The 15263-nt window shown below is 53.8% G+C and carries 13 protein-coding genes; all 13 read left to right on the forward strand.

The window, feature by feature from the left end; genetic code table 11:
* Positions 1-2 precede the first annotated feature (2 nt).
* The 13 genes from EKM04_RS22460 to EKM04_RS22520 all read left to right on the forward strand — a co-directional run bounded on the left by EKM04_RS22460 (position 3) and on the right by EKM04_RS22520 (position 15259).
* Positions 3-1091, forward strand: coding sequence for an S-methyl thiohydantoin desulfurase family protein (locus EKM04_RS22460; protein ID WP_174154618.1), 1089 nt, complete (start codon positions 3-5; stop codon positions 1089-1091).
* A gap of 1 nt (position 1092) precedes the next feature.
* Positions 1093-2181 carry an S-methyl thiohydantoin desulfurase family protein gene (locus tag EKM04_RS22465; protein WP_183893693.1) on the forward strand — a complete coding sequence of 363 codons (1089 nt, stop codon included), beginning with the start codon at positions 1093-1095 and terminating at the stop codon, positions 2179-2181.
* Between the two features lie 70 nt (positions 2182-2251).
* Positions 2252-4981: a LuxR C-terminal-related transcriptional regulator gene (locus EKM04_RS22470; protein ID WP_234910845.1), complete on the forward strand. Its 2730-nt coding sequence runs from the start codon at positions 2252-2254 to the stop codon at positions 4979-4981.
* Positions 4982-5316: 335 nt separating this feature from the next.
* On the forward strand, positions 5317-6057 hold the full coding sequence (locus EKM04_RS22475) for a glycosyltransferase family 25 protein (protein ID WP_234910846.1): 741 nt from the start codon (positions 5317-5319) through the stop codon (positions 6055-6057).
* Between the two features lie 32 nt (positions 6058-6089).
* Entirely contained in the window at positions 6090-7427 is a 1338-nt protein-coding gene (locus EKM04_RS22480; protein WP_252094096.1) for an O-antigen ligase family protein, read from the forward strand.
* Positions 7424-9364, forward strand: coding sequence for a polysaccharide biosynthesis protein (locus EKM04_RS22485; protein WP_252094097.1), 1941 nt, complete (start codon positions 7424-7426; stop codon positions 9362-9364). The genes EKM04_RS22480 and EKM04_RS22485 overlap by 4 nt, the downstream gene beginning before the upstream one ends.
* A gap of 21 nt (positions 9365-9385) precedes the next feature.
* The gene (locus EKM04_RS22490) at positions 9386-10297 is read left to right on the forward strand and encodes an NAD-dependent epimerase/dehydratase family protein (RefSeq protein WP_183893699.1); all 912 of its coding nucleotides are present in this window, start codon (positions 9386-9388) and stop codon (positions 10295-10297) included.
* Positions 10298-10349: 52 nt separating this feature from the next.
* Positions 10350-10928, forward strand: coding sequence for a sugar transferase (locus tag EKM04_RS22495; protein WP_210290008.1), 579 nt, complete (start codon positions 10350-10352; stop codon positions 10926-10928).
* Positions 10929-11262: 334 nt separating this feature from the next.
* A complete protein-coding gene (gene rfbB, locus EKM04_RS22500; RefSeq protein ID WP_183893700.1) occupies positions 11263-12336 on the forward strand; it encodes a dTDP-glucose 4,6-dehydratase in 1074 nt (357 codons plus the stop codon).
* Complete coding sequence (rfbA, locus tag EKM04_RS22505) at positions 12333-13217, forward strand: glucose-1-phosphate thymidylyltransferase RfbA (protein ID WP_183893702.1); 885 nt, start codon at positions 12333-12335, stop codon at positions 13215-13217. Before rfbB ends, rfbA begins: the two co-directional genes overlap by 4 nt.
* A gap of 17 nt (positions 13218-13234) precedes the next feature.
* On the forward strand, positions 13235-13918 hold the full coding sequence (locus EKM04_RS22510; protein ID WP_183893704.1) for an NAD-dependent epimerase/dehydratase family protein: 684 nt from the start codon (positions 13235-13237) through the stop codon (positions 13916-13918).
* Complete coding sequence (locus EKM04_RS22515; protein WP_183893706.1) at positions 13908-14882, forward strand: glycosyltransferase family 2 protein; 975 nt, start codon at positions 13908-13910, stop codon at positions 14880-14882. The genes EKM04_RS22510 and EKM04_RS22515 overlap by 11 nt, the downstream gene beginning before the upstream one ends.
* Entirely contained in the window at positions 14879-15259 is a 381-nt protein-coding gene (locus EKM04_RS22520) for a GtrA family protein (protein WP_183893708.1), read from the forward strand. Before EKM04_RS22515 ends, EKM04_RS22520 begins: the two co-directional genes overlap by 4 nt.
* The last annotated feature ends 4 nt before the right edge of the window (positions 15260-15263 follow it).

The raw sequence follows: 15263 nt of genomic DNA on the forward strand, positions 1-15263 counted from the left end.
CGATGAAACTCACACGCGAACATCTTGCCGATCTGGCCGTCGGCGCAGCTTTTCTTGGCACCGGGGGTGGGGGCGATCCCTATGTTGGACGCCTGATGGTGCAGCAATGCCTGGATGAAGGGTGCGAGGTCGAACTGATCGATCCGCAGGACGTCCCCGATGATAGTCTTGTTATTCCAACCGCCATGATGGGGGCCCCCACCGTGCTGGTGGAAAAGATACCATCGGGTGACGAAGCCATTGCCTCACTGCACCGGCTGGAAAAACGGCTCGGTCGGAAGGCGGGCTACACCATGCCCATCGAAATCGGTGGCATCAACTCGACGATCCCCCTCGTCGTCGGCGCACGACTGGGCCTGCCCATTGTCGATGCAGATGGCATGGGCCGCGCCTTTCCTTATCTGGAAATGGAAACATTCGGCGTCTACGGCATTTCAGGCTCTCCGATGGCCGTCAGCAATGAATGGGGGGATTGCGCCCTGATCGAGGCTGTCGACAACCGTCAGATGGAATGGCTGTCACGCGCCGTCGCCATGCGCATGGGTGGCTGCGCCTATATCGCAGAATATGCGATGACCGGTGCGGAGGTAAAACGCACGGCCATACCCAACACGCTGACACTTGCTATTCGGATTGGCGAGGTGATGCGCAAGGCGCGTGACGAGCACCTCAACCCCATCGAAGCGCTCTTAGGTTTTCTGCCATCAACGCTCTATCGTTATGGACGCGTCATCTTTTCCGGCAAGATCACGGATGTCATGCGTGAAACGCGGGCGGGCTTCACCATGGGGCGGGCGCGCATCGATGGCATCGCTCCCTTTTCCTCGCAGATGGACATCGAGATCCAGAACGAGAACCTGATCGCCCGTGTCGATGGCAAGGTCAAGGCCATCGTGCCGGACCTGATCTGCATCATGAACACCGAAACGGCCGAGCCGATCACCAACGAGAATCTTCGCTACGGGCAGCGGGTGACTGTTGTTGCCGTCTCCGTGCCGGAAATCATGCGCACGCCCGAAGCGCTCGCCGTGTTCGGACCCGCCTGCTTCGGGCTTAAAGAGCCCTTTACCTCGATAGAGGAGATCGATTGATATGAACATCATCACGGATCAGGATCTCGACGACCTCGCAGTTGGTGCTGCCGTTCTGGGAACGGGTGGGGGCGGCGATCCCTATATCGGCAAAATGCTGGCCAAGGCTGCTATTGAAAAATACGGTCCTGTCTATCTCATGCATCTGCAAGACGTTCCCGATGAAATCGCTGTCGTCGCTTGCGGCGCGATGGGCGCCCCGACTATCCTCATTGAAAAGATTCCCTCGGGCGATGAGGGTGACCTGGCACTCGATAGCTATGAAGACCACACCGGTGTGGATATCGACGCGCTCATTCCCTTCGAGGCAGGCGGCATCAATTCGATGGTTCCGATCATCATGGCTGCTCGAAAACGCATACCGGTCATCGACGCCGACGGCATGGGGCGTGCTTTCCCACAGCTCGAGATGGAAACCTTCAATGTCTATGGCGTTTCAGCCAGCCCTATTGCCATTGCTGACGAGCGTGGCAATTGCGTGTTGATAGAAACCCGTGACGCTGGAAAGGCTGAATGGCTGGCGAGGGGGGTGACCATCCGCATGGGCGGACAGGCCTATATCGTCAATTACGGCATGGACGGAAAAACGGCAAAGCGCGTTTCTGTTCCTGCCACCATGTCGCTTGCCATCGGTATCGGACGCACGCTCCGCGAGGCGATCGGCAGTCATGACGATCCGGTGGCCGCATTGATTGCGTTCTTCGCTGGCACGCATTACGGACACGCCGAGATCATCGCGTCCGGAAAAGTCGTCGATGTTGCCCGCAAGGAGGAAAACGGCTGGTCGGTGGGCATTGTGACGATCGAACCCTTCGATGCATCGCACCCGAACATCAAAATCCGCATACAAAATGAGAATCTTGTAGCAGAAGATGAAAATGGCAAGGTTCTGGCCATCGTTCCCGACCTGATAACGGTGCTGGATCTGGACACGGCCGAAGCCATTACGACGGAGCGACTTCGATATGGTCAGCGTGTCAACGTGCTCGCGGTCAGGGTCCCGCCGATCATGCGGACGCCGGAAGCGTTGGCGGTCTTCGGCCCTTCAGCTTTCGGCCTACCCCATACCTATAGACCGTTAGGGGCTTGACGAATGATCGACTAGAGGACCTGATAGAGGTCGAAGCAGGACAGTCCTGCGGTCTTAAAAGAGCATACCGATGCAGAACTCCGGTCTGAGCGAAAAGGCACAGCAGGTCAAAACGGCTGCTGAGCGCACCAAGGTTGGATCGCGCTTTCGCCCCCCGCGCATGTTGTTCAACGGGATAGAACGACCCTACCTGCTGTCGAAGCTTCTGGATGGGCTTGCAAGGCAGATCGTAATTTTGCGCGCGCCGCCGGGTTTCGGCAAGACGGCGCTGATGAAGGCTGCCTATGATCGGATTTCCGCGGGAACGCTTCGTCTTCCGGGCGGATGCGAAACGCCTATCGCGCACTGCGCATGGTTGACCCTGTCTTTGCCGCAATCACCGGAGGATTTCGTCGCAGACCTGCGGCAAGCGCTCGATCTTCCCAGGGGAGAAGAGACCGGCAATGCTCTGATGGAAACAATGGAAGCGGTCGGACTCCGCAGCGGCGTCACCATCCTGTTTATCGATAATGTCGATGATGTCGGCGGTCAAAACCGTTCTCTGGAAGAGATGGTGCTATCGGCGCCGGATAATCTTCGTATCGCTCTCGCATCCTTGCGTCCCGCGCCGATCCCCATCGCTCGCCTGAAGGCGGCTGGCACCCTGAGCGAGATAAGTGCAGGCGACATGCTCTTTGGGCGCTCCGAGCTTCAACGGTTGTCGGCTCGTTCGCAGACGACAGCGTCGATTGATCACCTGATGGAGGTGACGAGGGGTTGGCCAGCCCTGACGCAACTCGCTACCCTTCCGTCGCAGGGAGAGCAAGGAACACCTTTGGCCGGGCAGAATGCGGACATGGTCGGGTTCGTGCGAGAAACAATCAGCAGCCAGTTATCTCCTAACCTTTGCAATCTCCTTCGGAAAATGGCCGTCTTCGATGAGTTTCGATTGGACCTTGCTGCTGATCTCGGCGCCGAGCAGCTGCTGCCCGACGACCTCGCGATGATCGAGACCCTCAACCCGGTTATCGAAAAAAATGCGGGCGGATGGCTCACGCTTCATCCGGTGTTACGTTCCTGTCTGGCTGAAGATACGCCGGGTGCGCCCGCAAACAACGGTCGGACGTTGCACCGACAGGCCGCAATCTGGTTTGCGACTCAGGGCTTTCTTGAGCAGGCGGTCTCGCATGCGGCGCGTAGCGGTGACTTTCGAATGGCAGAGGAAATCATCGATCAAGCTGGCGGTGTCGACATCTTCCTCCGGGCCGGACACAAGGTGTTGGAACATCTGATCGATAATTTTCCGCCAGAGGTTTTGCATGCTTCTCCGGGACTCGCGGTGTGTTACGCGGTCGTCCTGTCCAAGCGTGGGAATGCGACAGCCGGACGGGAGCGGTTGGACCTGCTGAAAGAAAAAGACGACTGGTCGCCCGTTGCGCTTGCGGCGGTCAATCGCAATGTTTTGGATCACATCGATAGCCTGATTGATGTGTATGTAGACCGCAGGATGAATGTGGCCCAGGCGCAACGTCTGGAACAGGTTGCGGCAGGGCTGCCACCCCATGCGACGTGGGAACTGGCTTGGATTCATAATCATCTGTGCATCGTTTACACGCGCTTGGGCGATATCGAGGCTGCGCGGCGCACTGCGCTCAAAGCACTCGGCTATTATCGCGAGGAGAAAGCGACTTACGCACAGGTCTTCATGCTGGTCCACCTCGGTCTGGTTGGATCGCTTGCAGGCGAATTTTCCTCCGCACTTCAGTTTTGCAGAGAGGCCGAGGCCCTTGTCGAAAGCAAACATTGGAGTGATCGCAATCTTTTGGCTATTACCCGGCTTGCCTGCGCCGATGTGCTTTACCATCAAGGCGAAGTCCAGCTTGTCGAAGCCATGCTCAATGAATGCATGGAGCCCCTGGTGCGTGGAGAAAGCTGGGTAGACCTGTATACGCGCCTTTTCTCGCTGCTTTCACGTAGCCGCCTGCACATAACGGGCTTCGATAGCGCTGTTGCGGCAATCGATAAAGCAGAAGAGGTCGCCGTTGAGCGCGCCATGCCGCGCTTGAAGGTTGCCGCCGGGATTATGCGGATCGATCTGCTGGTCAGGGTTGGCATGATCGAGTCCGCCGGACAGGCGGGTGAAAAAGTGGTGGCGATGCGGGCGAAAGCGGATCCGAACAACTGGACGTGGAGAGAGGACTATGATTATGAAATTGCTTCATCCAGGCTAGCCATCGTTCTCGGGCACAGCCAGATAGCGCTGGATGCCGTCGAGACATTAATTCGCAAAAGTTCAATTCAAGGGCAGGGTTATCATCGACTGATTGCCGAAATCATCGCCGTGAGAGCGGCATGGAAAGCCGGGCAACAGGACAAGGCCCTGTCCTACTTGCAATCGGCAATCGCTCTTGCCCGTGCCCATCAGGCAACACAGTTCTTCATTGATGAAGGGTCGGATTTCGCTGTGATATTGCGGGCAATTGTGCGTCGTTTCGGACTGAAAGCGTTCAGTGTTGATGCCGTGGAGTTTATGAGTCGCATCGTTGGTCGTGATTTTCAGCGCCCACCCAAATCGGTGACGGTCGTTCAGGAACGCAAGGATAGGATCCCGCCATCTGCGGGCCTGTTGAGCAACAGGGAAACAGGTGTATTGAAGCTTCTGGTGGATGGTCGCAGCAACAAGGAAATGGCACGGGCGCTGGATATTTCCGAGGCGACCGTCAAATTTCACTTGAAGAATATCTATACGAAGCTGGGGGTAAGCCGGCGGGGCATGGCCGTGTCATTGAGCAATCAGCTCAATCTTACAACACAACAATAGCGCGAAGGCTCTTGCATTGTCGCACCTGAGCGCTCGCATCGAACTGTATGACCATGTGAAATCTCATCCTTCACGAACAAAAATGAGAGGAGACGCCCAAAAATGAACTATATTCATGGCTTATCCGTTGAAGGCTTTGCGGTTGATGGCTACGACTTTCGATAAAATTCATCGTCGACTCCAACCTGGATTTGTTTCGTTTTTTTGAGCTAGATATGGGCGCCATACTGTTCTAGATAAGCGGATATAATGTCGCTTTTTTAGATTTTCGTGTTGTAGTTGTTGCTTCTGTATGGATATTCTATCCTTTAAAAAGTGTGATGAGTGGGGATTTCTTGGAGACATTCGGCTTATATGTTATCAACTTGGACCGATCTGCGGATCGGTGGGAGGCGATACGTGTTCAGGCCGAAAAATTTGGTTTGAACGTCGAGCGCGTGAGTGGAGTTGACGGGAACAAGGTCTGTGCGGATTCCTGGGTCGATGCTGACGAGAGCAAATTTATCGTCAGAAACGGGCGCAATATGCTTCCTGGCGAATACGGATGTTACAAAGCTCACCTGTCTGTGCTCGAGACATTCGTCTCAAGCGGCTATACAAATGCCATCGTGATAGAAGACGATATCGAACTGACAGAGGATTTTTTGCCCCGGGTGGCGGCCATCCGCAGTGGACTGCCGTCTGCCGAAATCGTAAAGCTATTGAACCACCGGACAAAAGGTTTTCGGGAAGTCGCGGTGACCACTTTCGGCGACAGGATCGGTCGTTGTCTTCACGGTCCGCAAGGATCGGCGGCGTGTTATTTGGTGACACGCGAGGGCGCCAGAAAGATGCTCAGCGAAATGCAGATGATACGTTACCCTTATGACATTACGCTTGAGCGCGGCTGGAAAACCGGCGTTGAAGTATATACCGTCAAAAGCAACATTGTGGAATTATCGACACATTCAATCGATAGTCAAATTGCCAACCGCGAGCAGTATCGTGCGGTGAAAATACGAGGACTTCGTAAGATGTCGACCCATCTCATCAGAGCGATCGAGTACCTGCGTCGGATTCGGTACGCGCTATCGTGATGATTGCTTCCACTCCTTCTAGGTCTCTTGCCGTGACCGCCTTGGTAAGCGCTCTCTGGCTTGTGATGATGTCGGTCACCTTGGTTGAGAGCGATGCATATAGATATGCTGCGCTCGGCCTCATCATCGCCTTCGCCTTTTTCGTTCCCGGGCCGAAAAATCTCCTGTTGCGAGATTGGCTTGCAATCTTGTGCATTGTCGCTGGCGGCGCTGCGTTGCTTCGTTTTCTTCTCCTGCTGATCGTCACGGGTGAAAAAGGCGCGTCGGAATGGCTGTATGCCTTTCCCCTTCTTTTCCCCATTTTAGGTGTCGCATTCGCCGGAAGCTGGAAAATGGTGAGGGGTATCGTCGCGATTTTCTTTTCTCTCGCACTCATATTGCTTCTGCTATCGACCAGATTTACCGATGCCCTGACGGGTGAGCGCATTTTTCCACTTTTTCACCACAACCCGATCCACGGCGCCGTTGGTTGTGGATTTCTTGTGATTGGTGCTTTCTACTGGATGTCGCATCAGTACGAAGTGGGTAGTTCCAAGGCTTTTAGATCGTTTGCGACGGTTGTCGGAACCGCTGTTATCGCGCTGGCGCTTTTTAATGTCTGGGGATCGAAATCCAAAGGCGTATGGCTTGCTCTGATACCGGCCTTTGTCATGTTGGTGCCAACGACCCTCATGTTTTTGCGGAAAAAAGAAGTCATCCTCACCATGGTCGCGGGCGTCCTCCTTCTGGGCGTGAGCGTTTACGCTGTCCGTGAAAATATTGCGGAGGTTGCCGGCCCTACAGTCGATTCCGTTGCCACAGTCGTCGCAGAGCTTGATAGCGGCCGGTCGTTCTCAAGTATTTTTAAGGAGGCGATTGAGTCGTCCTCGACGCCTGTTACGTTTGACGAGCGCCTTCAACTCTGGTCGAACGCCTCTGAAGTGATTGCCGTCGCACCGTTTTTCGGAAGTGGCAACCACTGGCTCACGATTTGGCACACAACGCGTTACGCCAGTATACCCTATACACTGATGCACAATGGATATCTGGAAATCCTCATCCGGCACGGGTTTTTAGGACTGGCCATTTACGGCTTGATATTTGTAGCAAGCCTATCTCGTGTTTTCAGGGCATCACGGCTGGGCTTCATCAGTAAATGCGCGTTTTCATGTTATCTCGTCTGCGCCGTCTACTTCGCCTTTACGATCCTCAGCAATTCCAACAATCGTTTGGCCATGGGGGAATCCTATGCGCTGCTTTTCAGCGCCGTGTGTTTTGCATGCACGATCAGGATGACATCAACGCCTCAGACAACCGGCCAGGCGATGCAAGACGACGCCCGCGGTGCGGCCGCTGACCGTGTTGACCTCAGAAAGCAGACACTGGCGTGATCGAAGACAAATACGTCCAACAGATACTGAATTTGCCGCGCTCAACCAAGCGTGCGCTGGCCGTTATTGTTGACGCGTCCTTTTGTGTGCTGACGATTTGGCTGGCTTTTTGCTTTCGCCTCAACGACTGGGTTGCGCTCGAAGGAATTCAGCTGCTGACGATACCCGTGTCGCTCGCGATTGCGCTGCCCATTTTCATCACGATGGGCCTCTACCGTGCCATATTCCGGTTCATGGGGTGGGCCGCCTTCATCGCGGTGATAAAGGCCGTGACGATTTATGGCCTGGCGTTCATGGCGATCTTTACCGCCGTCAGCTTTCCCGGAATACCGCGCACCGTCGGCATTTTGCAGCCCCTGTTGCTGCTGATCGCGATCGGTCTGTCCCGCTTCACCACCCGCTATTTTCTCTACGAGGCCTATAATCGTATCCTTCGTCAGAGCACTCGGCGCAATGTCTTGATCTATGGTGCCGGTATCGAAGGTCGCCAGTTCGCCAGCGTTCTCAGTCGCAGTGTCGAGTTCCATCTGTGTGGCTATCTCGATGACGACCGAAACCTTCAGGGAAGCCTGATCGGTGGCGTCAAGGTTTTCAAGCCGGAGCAGATCGTCGACATCTGTGCCCGATTGAATATCCGCACGGTCTTGCTGGCTCTGCCCAAAATCGATCGGAAGCGTCGCAACGACATCATCGAGGAACTGCGCGGCGCCCGCGTTGCTGTTCGCACCGTTCCAGATCTTGGGGCGCTTGCCATCGGCAAAGCACAGACAGCAGATATGCAGGAACTGGATGTCGAGGACCTGTTGGGGCGTGAACCGGTTCTGCCGAACCAGGATCTGCTGGAAAGGAATGTCAGAGGTAAAGTGGTGTTGGTGACGGGAGCGGCAGGCTCCATCGGGAGCGAGCTGTGTCGTGGCCTGATCAAGTCCAACCCGTCGATGTTGATCCTTCTCGATCAAAGCGAGTTTGGCCTTTACGCTCTCGAAGCAGAACTGGTGAAGGATGGGGAGACCAATCCGCAAATCATTCCTCTTCTGGCCGATGTCTGCGATGAGACGCGCATTTCAAAGATCATGCAGACGTGGCAGCCTGCGACAGTCTATCACGCCGCCGCCTACAAGCATGTCCCGCTGGTCGAGCAAAACCCGGTCGAAGGCGTCAAGACGAACGTGTTCGGCACGCTGATCGTGGCGAAAGCCGCCATTGATGCCGGCGTCGAGAACGTCATCCTGGTGAGCACGGACAAGGCGGTGCGGCCGACCAACGTCATGGGGGCGACCAAACGGCTGGCGGAAATGTGTCTTCAGGCTTTGGCGGCCGACGGTTCCAAAACCGTTCTGTCGATGGTTCGTTTCGGCAATGTTTTAGGATCCTCCGGCTCCGTCGTTCCGCTGTTCAGGCAACAGATCCGGGAAGGTGGTCCGATCACGCTGACGCACCCCGATATCACGCGTTTCTTCATGACGATTTCCGAAGCAACGCAGCTGGTTGTCCAGGCAGGTGCCATGGGCAAGGGCGGAGATGTATTCGTGCTGGACATGGGCGAACCGATCAAGATCATTGATCTAGCGCGCCGCATGGTGGAACTGTCTGGCCATACCATCCAGGATGAGCGGTACCCGGGGGGTGACATCAGTATCACCATGACCGGTTTGCGTCCTGGCGAAAAGCTGTTCGAAGAGATGCTCATTGGCGACAATCCGGAGCCCACAGAGCATCCGAAAGTCATGCGCGCCCGCGAAAAATTCATTGCCTGGAGCGAATTCGAGCCCAGGCTTGATACTCTCCTCACCATTGCCGCAGGTGGTGATGCGGCGGCGATAAAGCTGTGTCTGTCCGAGTTGGTCGAGGACTACAAACCTCTGGACCGCATTGTCGACCACGTCTTTGTGCGGGACGGACAAAGAGTTGACTGCGTCACCGAGCCCTTCAAATAATCGAACCCTGAGGAGATCACGATGTTTCTCGTGACCGGCGCGACAGGTTTTGTCGGGACATCCGTGGTAAACACACTTCGTCAACGTGACCTTCCATTTCGCGCTGCGTCCCGCTCGGCCCGTGAGGATTTTATCGGAGTTGGCGATATCGGCGCGTCTACGGATTGGCAGACAGCACTTTCAGGCGTTGATACGGTCATCCACCTGGCGGCTCACAATCAGGACATCATGGCGGGTGATCAGGGTTCCGACGATAAGATGCGCTCAGTCAATGTTGACGGCACAGTGCGACTTGCCCAGCAATCGGTGGAATGTGGTGTGAGGCGATTTGTCTTCATTAGCACGATAAAAGTGAACGGCGAACGCTCAGAACCGGGACGGCCCTTCACCGCCCATGATCGTCCGGCACCTGAAACGGCTTACGGCAGATCAAAACTTGAGGCGGAAAACCGTCTCATGGACATCGCCACTGCCTCTGGCATGGAACTCGTTATTGTGCGTCCGCCCTTGGTTTACGGCAAGGCTGCCAAAGGAAGCTTCAAGGCGTTGGTCAAGCTCGTCAAAAGCGGCCTTCCGCTTCCGCTACGGTCCGTGCGCAATCACCGGTCCGTGATCCACGTCGACAATCTGGCCGACCTGATTATCACGGCAGCGATGAGCCCGTCAGCGCACGGGCACATTCTGATGGCAGCAGATGGCGCGGCATTGTCCACTGCAGATTTTGTCCGAAAAATCGCTGCGGCAAGCGGACGCCGTGCGGTGTTGTTGCCGGTGCCTGCTTCGGTGTTGCAGACTATAGGGCGGGTGGCAGGCAAGACAGATATGGTTGCCAGGCTCATTGACAGCCTGGAGGCCGACATTACTGAAACCGAAAACAGACTCAGTTGGAAGCCACCATTTTCAACCGACGAGGGGCTACGGCGGTCGGTGTGATGTGCTAGATCGACTGAAATAGTAGAGTGTTTCCATACCAAAGGCGGACGAATTGGCCGATCGCGTGAACAGTGTCATAAAACGATTCTTCGATATCATCGCCTCAGCAGGCGGGCTGATCGTCTTTTCGCCGCTGCTTCTCGTCCTCGTCATTCTCATTCGCCGCGATTCTCCAGGCGGCGCATTTTTTCTGCAGCAGCGCGTCGGGCGCCATGAACGCATCTTCACATGCATAAAATTCCGCACGATGGCAGCGGGAACCCCGAATGTCGGCTCTCATAATGCGCAACAATCCTGGATAACACCACTCGGCAAAAAAATACGATCCATAAAACTGGACGAATTGCCACAACTGATCAACGTCCTGAAAGGCGACATGAGCCTTGTGGGGCCGAGGCCGTGTCTGCCAAGTCAATCAGAGGTCATCGAGGCACGCAGAGAACGTAATGTCTTTTCGGTGAGGCCTGGTGTGACGGGCCTTGCTCAGGTAAGCGGCGTCGATATGTCAACTCCAGAGCAGTTAGCTGCAATCGACGCGTCGTATATCAGCAATGCGAGTTTTTCAGGAGACATGCGGCTCATCGTCGCCACGGCATTCAATGGAGCAAGGGGTGACGCTGCAGCGAAATAACAAAAACATAAGAAAGATCCGGTAGAAAGGGATTAACCGGTTTTTCAAATTCAGACCGCGAGGGTGTCTGTTCATGGAAAAAATTTCTAACGATGCACTTTCCGTCGGATGATAGAAGAAAGAAAGTCCGTAAACCCGCATTCAGCGCTGATAAGTTGGGAGTTCGGATATTACGCCTATCATAACCAATAAGGGAGTCTCCAACGGTTGTATTGAGATCTGATCGGCCGATTAGATTGACCCTACTATCGCGCTCGTGTAAGAGCCATCTTAAGTAAATGTAAGGCGAGTTTGGCTTGCTTTTCTTCAAATTATGCTGCGGGAAGAGTGGCCGATGACAATAGTCGTGACTGGCGGGGCGGGTTTCATCGGCAGCAATTTCGTTCTGGAGTGGCTGCGGAATTGCGATGAGACAGTCATAAATATCGATAAGCTGACCTACGCGGGGAATCTTGAGAATCTCGTTTCTTTGAAAGGCGACCCTAGGCATATTTTTGCCAGAGTGGATATTGCCGATAATGCGCGAGTTTCCCAACTACTTTCTGAACATAACCCGAGGGCGATCTTTAACTTCGCTGCTGAATCTCATGTAGACCGGTCCATTCATGGACCCGGAGATTTCATTGATACGAACGTGGTCGGCACGTTTCGGTTGCTGGAAGCGGTCCGTGCTTATTGGGGCGGTTTGCTGGAGCCGCAAAAAAGCTCGTTTCGGTTTCTCCATGTATCGACTGATGAGGTCTATGGTTCATTGGATCGAGAAGCTCCTCCGTTTAATGAGTTGAGCCGCTACGAACCCAATAGTCCATACTCCGCGAGCAAGGCCGCTTCAGACCACCTCGTCAGGGCATATCATCACACTTACGGGCTGCCCGTACTGACGACAAACTGCTCCAACAACTATGGACCCTATCATTTCCCGGAGAAACTTATTCCGCTTTGCATTCACAATGCATTGGCGGGCAAACCCTTGCCGATTTACGGTGATGGTCAGCAGATCAGGGACTGGCTATACGTCGAGGATCATTGCTCGGCCATCCGGCAGGTGGTTGAGGGAGGCCTGGTCGGCGACACCTACAATATTGGCGGCTGGAATGAGAAGGCCAATCTCGATGTTGTCAAAACATTATGCGAAGTCTTGGATGAGCTGAGGCCCCGTGATGATGGATCGTCTTACGCCGAACAAATTATTTTCGTTAAGGATCGTCCAGGTCATGACCGGCGCTATGCAATTGATGCACGCAAGATAGAAACTGAGCTGGGGTGGCGGCCAGCTGAAACGTTCGAAACCGGACTACGCAAAACGGTCAGATGGTTCTTGGATAATCAGGTTTGGGTCGAGAATGTGACCAGTGGGGCCTACCTTTCTTGGGTCGAGAAGCAATATGATGGTGGAGTGAGTGAGTGACGCGTAAGGGAATTATTCTCGCTGGAGGCTCTGGAACGAGGCTGTACCCCATTACCGAGGGGGTTTCGAAGCAGTTGCTTCCAGTCTACGACAAGCCGATGATTTACTATCCTTTGTCGGTTTTGATGTTGGCGGGCATTCGGGATATCCTGATCATCACCACGCCTGAGGACCAGCCCGCATTCCAGCGATTGTTGAAGGACGGTAGCCAGTTTGGCATAAATTTAAGTTACGCTGTGCAACCAAGCCCGGACGGACTGGCGCAGGCATTTCTTATAGGCGAGTCCTTCATCGGCGGTAACGACGTTTGCCTCGCACTCGGTGATAACATTTTTTATGGTCAGGGCTTTAGTCCCCTTTTGCAAAGCGCCGCTGCAGTCACGCGTGGTGCGACCGTCTTTGGTTATCCTGTCAAAGATCCTGAGCGTTTCGGAGTGGTCGAGTTCGATGCCGACATGCGCGCGATTTCAATTGAAGAAAAACCGGTAAATCCCAAAAGCCACTATGCTGTGACCGGACTTTACTTTTACGACAATGACGTTGTGGAAATTGCAAAGGCAGTAGAGCCTTCCGCGCGCGGTGAGTTGGAGATTACGAGCGTCAATCAACATTACATGACGAACGGCTCTCTCAACGTTCAGGTGCTCGGTCGAGGCTTTGCATGGCTGGACACTGGTACATTTGAAAGCCTTCTAGAAGCGTCTCAGTTTGTAGAAATCATTGAAAAGCGGCAAGGCTATAAGATTGCCTGTTTGGAAGAAATCTCGCTTAGAAATGGTTGGATGAGTGTCGATGCTCTGGCGGCGCGAGCTCACGCCTTGCGCAAGAACAGCTATGGTCAATACCTTGGCGAAATAGCACGACAGGTTGCGAGCGAGTAATTGATGCAGGATTTGTTATGATTATCGGGCGCGGGCTTGTCGCTTCGGCGTTCGTTCCATACTTCGAATCTGATCAAGACGTAATCGTTTTTGCCGCCGGTGTTTCAAACTCGGGTGAGACGCGCGCAGAGGAGTTTCTCAGAGAAGAGAAAATGCTGAGAGCTTACCTTGAGGCAGCGGGGCAGCTTATATACTTCGGTAGCTGCAGCGTTTTTGATCCAGAAATGGCGAATACGCAATACGTTCACCACAAGCTCGAGATGGAAGCTTTGGTTAGCAGTTATCGAGGCAATGCCATATTTCGCCTACCTCAGGTGGTTGGCACGTCGTCTAACTCTAATCTTCTCACAAATTTTTTGCACCAAAAAATTGAGAATGGTGAGCGTTTCAATGTATGGAAAAATGCACGCCGTAACTTGATCGATGTCGATGATATTGCGGCTATCGTTACGCACGTGATCCGCACGGGTGACCCAAAAGAGGGCGTTTATAACATCGCCAGTCCGTTTTCTGTTTCGATCCTGAATATAGTCGAGGTATTCGAGATGGTTTTGGGCAAAAAGGCGGTGTACTCGTTGATCGATGCAGGAAGTGGGTATGACATTGACGTTCCCGATGTTAAGCGTGCGGCGTCTGACCTAAACATTTCGTTTGACGAAGACTATATCGAGAGGACGATAAGGAAATATTATGGAAGGTGAACCCGCCCTGAAACTTTCAGTTGTTATCCCTGCCTATGGCAGTGAGCTCACTCTTCCTGAGCTGGTGCGGCAATTGGAAGTGGTGTTGAGCGATGCGCCGAATGTGTTGGGTAGCTACGAGATCATTTTAGTCTGCGATCACTCCCCTGATGGGACCTGGGAAGTAATCAAGCAACTGGCGGCGACCCGTTCAAAAGTCTCAGGTGTCTTGCTTCGAATGAATGCTGGTCAGCATAACGCCCTGATGGCCGGTTTCACGCGTGCATCCGGAGCAGTCGTGGTCACGATGGACGATGATCTCCAGCACTCGCCACACGATATACCGAGGCTGGTTGAGAAAGTGGATGAAGGGTATGACGTAGTTTATGGTCGATTTACGAACCGTAGCCATGCTGCCTGGAAAGTTATCGGAAGCAAGTTCAACAACACGATCGCGGCCTATCTTATGAAAAAGCCTATGGATCTGTATCTTTCGCCTTTTCGCGCTTTTCGCTCGGTAATTTGCAAGGATATTCTAAGCTATTCGGGGCCTTACGTGTATGTCGATGGACTGATTTTGACGTTCACTAGAAATATCGCCTCGGTCGAGGTCAATCATTTTCAAAGGTTTGCCGGCGATAGCCGGTATGGTCTGAAGAAGTCTATTTCTTTATGGCTGAAAATGGCGACCAGCTTTTCACTTGTGCCCTTAAGGCTGACTTCTTTGCTAGGGATCATTGTATCCGGCTTCGGTTTTCTCTGTGCGTTTTTACTCATCGTGCAGAAGTTGACGATTGACGTGATGCCTGTTGGCTGGGCTTCCTTGATTGTTGCGGTTCTTGTGATTGGCGGTGTGCAGTTACTTGCCCTCGGCGTCATTGGCGAATATCTGGGCCGAGTGCTTCTCACAATCAACTCCCGGCCGCAGTATGTGATCGGTGAGACGACTGATGCGCTCGCTCGTACTCAGGACCAAAAGTTATGATACAGTTCCTTCTTTATTGTGTGTGCGGCGGCATCGGAGTTTCGACCGATTATCTCGTATACTATCTCAGTATCCAGTCGGGACTATGGTACCAAAGCGCGAATGTGTTGGGGTATCTGTGTGGCACCATCATAAGCTTCTTCCTGAACCGGATCATCACTTTCAAAGCAAGAGACAAGATTGCCCAGCGGTTTGCGATCTTCCTTAGCGTAGCAGCGGTAGGCTTCACGGCGTCGGTCGTCATGTTGTGGGTCCTCGTGGACTATATGAGTGTGGATGAAAAGATTGCAAAGCTTCTTACGTTGCCTGTTGTGGTCGTTATCCAATTTATATTGAATCGCCGTATTACTTTCGGCAGCACCGCAAATAGCCGCTGAAGCG

This window comes from Rhizobium skierniewicense Ch11 (assembly GCF_023757665.1).
Lineage (GTDB): Bacteria > Pseudomonadota > Alphaproteobacteria > Rhizobiales > Rhizobiaceae > Agrobacterium > Agrobacterium skierniewicense.

Bases quoted from the DNA above. Each gene is read 5' to 3' on its own strand.
- EKM04_RS22460 (WP_174154618.1), top strand. From the start codon at position 3: ATGAAACTCACACGCGAACATCTTGCCGATCTGGCCGTCGGCGCAGCT.
- EKM04_RS22465 (WP_183893693.1), top strand. From the start codon at position 1,093: ATGAACATCATCACGGATCAGGATCTCGACGACCTCGCAGTTGGTGCT.
- EKM04_RS22470 (WP_234910845.1), top strand. From the start codon at position 2,252: ATGCAGAACTCCGGTCTGAGCGAAAAGGCACAGCAGGTCAAAACGGCT.
- EKM04_RS22490 (WP_183893699.1), top strand. From the start codon at position 9,386: ATGTTTCTCGTGACCGGCGCGACAGGTTTTGTCGGGACATCCGTGGTA.
- rfbB (WP_183893700.1), top strand. From the start codon at position 11,263: ATGACAATAGTCGTGACTGGCGGGGCGGGTTTCATCGGCAGCAATTTC.
- EKM04_RS22510 (WP_183893704.1), top strand. From the start codon at position 13,235: ATGATTATCGGGCGCGGGCTTGTCGCTTCGGCGTTCGTTCCATACTTC.
- EKM04_RS22515 (WP_183893706.1), top strand. From the start codon at position 13,908: ATGGAAGGTGAACCCGCCCTGAAACTTTCAGTTGTTATCCCTGCCTAT.
- EKM04_RS22520 (WP_183893708.1), top strand. From the start codon at position 14,879: ATGATACAGTTCCTTCTTTATTGTGTGTGCGGCGGCATCGGAGTTTCG.